Source organism: Microvirga aerilata, assembly GCF_016743775.1.
GTDB lineage: Bacteria > Pseudomonadota > Alphaproteobacteria > Rhizobiales > Beijerinckiaceae > Microvirga > Microvirga aerilata.
On record NZ_JAEQMY010000216.1, the window covers coordinates 1 to 2,934 of the forward strand.

Below are 2,934 nucleotides of genomic sequence, written 5' to 3' on the forward strand. Positions count from 1 at the left end.
GCAACCGGCGCCACCGTCTTCGGCACCATCCTCCCAACCGTCAGGGCCTGAAGTCCACCTCGCTCAAGGCGTGGGTAGTTACCTCGAATAAGTCGTTGCTGGTTTGATTATTCATTCGTATACGAAAAAAGATTGCATGAGGGGGGATCACCTCAAATAACACAAGTTGCATTGTGGTCTTTGTAGCGCGGGAGGGGAACTGTAGCGGCTTGAGGAGGTGGTGATGTTGTAGGATGATCTGTTCAACTCTGTTTATTGCACCCTGTCATCTCTGCTTATCTTATGCTGTTCGTTCTTGATCGCTATAATTTCGCCGACTTCCGCAGCACCCATCGCGTAGGAAGGTTTTTATATGTCTAATCCGAACAAGTACTTGCCCAAGGGCATGTCGCACTTGCTAGGCGAGAAGTTCAAGATCTTCAGTTCTGCCTTGGCCGAATATCCTTGGATCGTGCTTTTTGGGCTGACACTACTTTGTATGTACCCGTTCGCCGTAACTACGCTTCTTAATATGGCAGCAGTGTTCTATGGGTCGGGGGGCGTAGATTTTAATGCGCGGTCGTCTCTCTATTATGATTTATTTATTAGAATTATAGTATCTTTCGTATATAATTTAATTTTCTTCACATTATTCGTGATATCGTTGAGTGAATTAAAACTGAAGATGGTGCGTAGCACAGGACTGATTGTCTTGTGGTTTTATTTGGTTGTTTTTACCATAGGATCTGTACTGCACTTTTGTTTATATCGTCAAGTAATCGGAGTGTCTTCCATTTATGCCATTCTCGACACGAACATACACGAGGGGCTTGAGTTTGCACAGTCAGTCATCCGTGCAGATCTTCTATTCCTGTCATTTTTGTCAGGCTTGCCATTATTCTTTGGCGCGAGTCGATTTCTTTCACACCGCAGTCTCGAAGCAGGCTGCAACCACGTAGTCTCTTATGCTAGCGTGACAATTGTGTGCCTGCTCGGCTATGTTGGGCTTAAAAAGGAGTTCTTGCAGGAGAACAACCCTGTTCTCTTTGCCATCGGATCGATTGGACAATCGATTGCAGAAAAGGCTGCTGTACGTGCCCTATCCTCAAGCGCTCCGCCCAATATTAACGTGACACTTCGGGACAAAAACGAAGGGCCAATCACTCACATATTAGTTATAGGCGAGTCTACAACGCGGCGTCATATGTCACTTTATGGTTACGGTCGTGATACAACGCCTCGGCTATCGCAACTTGCTATGGAAAAGCAGATTGAAATTGCACAAGACGCATGTTCGTCGCGAGGGGCTACACTTCAACAGTTTAAAGAGCTTCTCACCTTTGCGACACGCGAGGACCATCGAGCATTGTTTACTGGACCTAATCTCGTACAAGTTATGAAGAGCGCTGGATTCCATAGCTACTGGATCTCGAACCAGCAATTGGTAGGTGGACTTAACACTGGAAGTGACAATTGGCCTGCCGTCTTCGCTCAAGCAGCGGATGTGCAAACCTTCATTAATAAGAGGGGGCTTTGGGGCGGGGCGACAACAACTCGCGCACTCACGCTTGACACTGATTTACTAGGCCCAATTCGTGAGGCGCTGTCGGATAAGTCAGCCCGACGCTTTATCATAGTGCACCTGCTGGGGTCCCACATGAACTACGAACTGCGTTACCCACCCGGCTTCACGGAATTCAGTGGCCTACAGGGGGTCGATCCGGACTTCATAAGTAAAAACCCTAGCCCAAGTGAAATTAAGGCATATAATAGCTACGATACTGCAGTTCTTTACAACGATGCTTTTATGAGCGAGTTGATCCGCGAAGCAGCACAGTTAAACCGAGTTACCCTCACGTACTTGTCGGACCACGGCGAAAGCCTTGGCGAAACGTCAGATATACTGGGGCATATCGATGGGCCCGCGCCGCGGCAGGTATATGAGATCCCTTTGCTTTTCTTCTTCTCTGACGCGATAAAGCAGGAGCTTGGCAGTCGCATGTTAACTTTGAGGCGTAATCTAGGGCGCCCGTTTCAGTCCGATAGCCTGATCAACACGCTTCTTGATATCTACGGTCTCGAGACTCCGTGGAAACGGGAGAAAGCAAGTCTTCTTAGTCCATCATACGAGACAGGTCGCCGATACTGCGATACACTAGGCCGTTAGATCGAGCATTGGGAGCTTGTGAGTGCCTGTTTGAGAATGTCGCACGGAGTCGGATTGGGGTAGTGTCGAGTCCACATGGGACGGATGTGGACGAAAGACCATCGTGAGCGCCAGAAGGCTTTTGAGCGGCGCCGCTACCCGACCGACCTGACCGACGAGGAATGGGAGCGGGTCAGGCCTATCCTGCCTCAACCTGCCCGGCGTGGCCACAAGCCCAAGGTGAACCTGCGCGAGATCCTCAATGCCATGCGCTACCTGGCTCGGACCGACTGCGGCTGGCGCATGCTGCCGCATGAGTTCGGGCCATGGCAAACCGTGTATTGGTGGTTTAGGCGCTTTGTGCGCCGCCTGCTGTTCCAGACCCTGCACGATGTCGCCCTGATGCTCGACCGGTAACAGGCGGGTCGGGAGGCGAGCCCAACCGCTGGCGTGATCGACAGCCAGACGGTCAAAGCTCCTGCAGCCCCGGGCGGAGGCGGCTACGATGCCGCCAAGAAGGTAAAGGGCCGCAAGCGGCACATTGCAGCGGACACGGACGGGCGCCTGTTTGCTGGTCAACCTCACACCCGCCGATGTGCAGGATGCCCAGGGCGCTGAGCAGATCATCAAGGCGGTGCGTCAGCGCTGGCACTTTCTCAAGCACCTGTTTGCCGGCAGCGCCTACGACCGTGGTCGGTTGATGAGCCAGGCCGCTTACAGGGACTTCGTGATGTAATTACCCAGGCCCTTGCGCGAACTGGATTTCGCTGATTCCTTGCTGTCATGGGCCGCAGCGATCTTGAGCGTCT

General features: G+C 51.9%; 1 protein-coding gene and 1 pseudogene. Both read left to right on the plus strand.

The annotated features are described in order from the left end of the window. The first annotated feature begins 352 nt into the window (after positions 1-352). Entirely contained in the window at positions 353-2,146 is a 1,794-nt protein-coding gene (locus JKG68_RS31670) for a phosphoethanolamine transferase (RefSeq protein ID WP_202066331.1), read from the plus strand. A gap of 84 nt (positions 2,147-2,230) precedes the next feature. Further along, positions 2,231-2,858, plus strand: a pseudogene (locus JKG68_RS34085) (IS5 family transposase); the annotation flags it as partial. Positions 2,859-2,934: the final 76 nt, after the last annotated feature.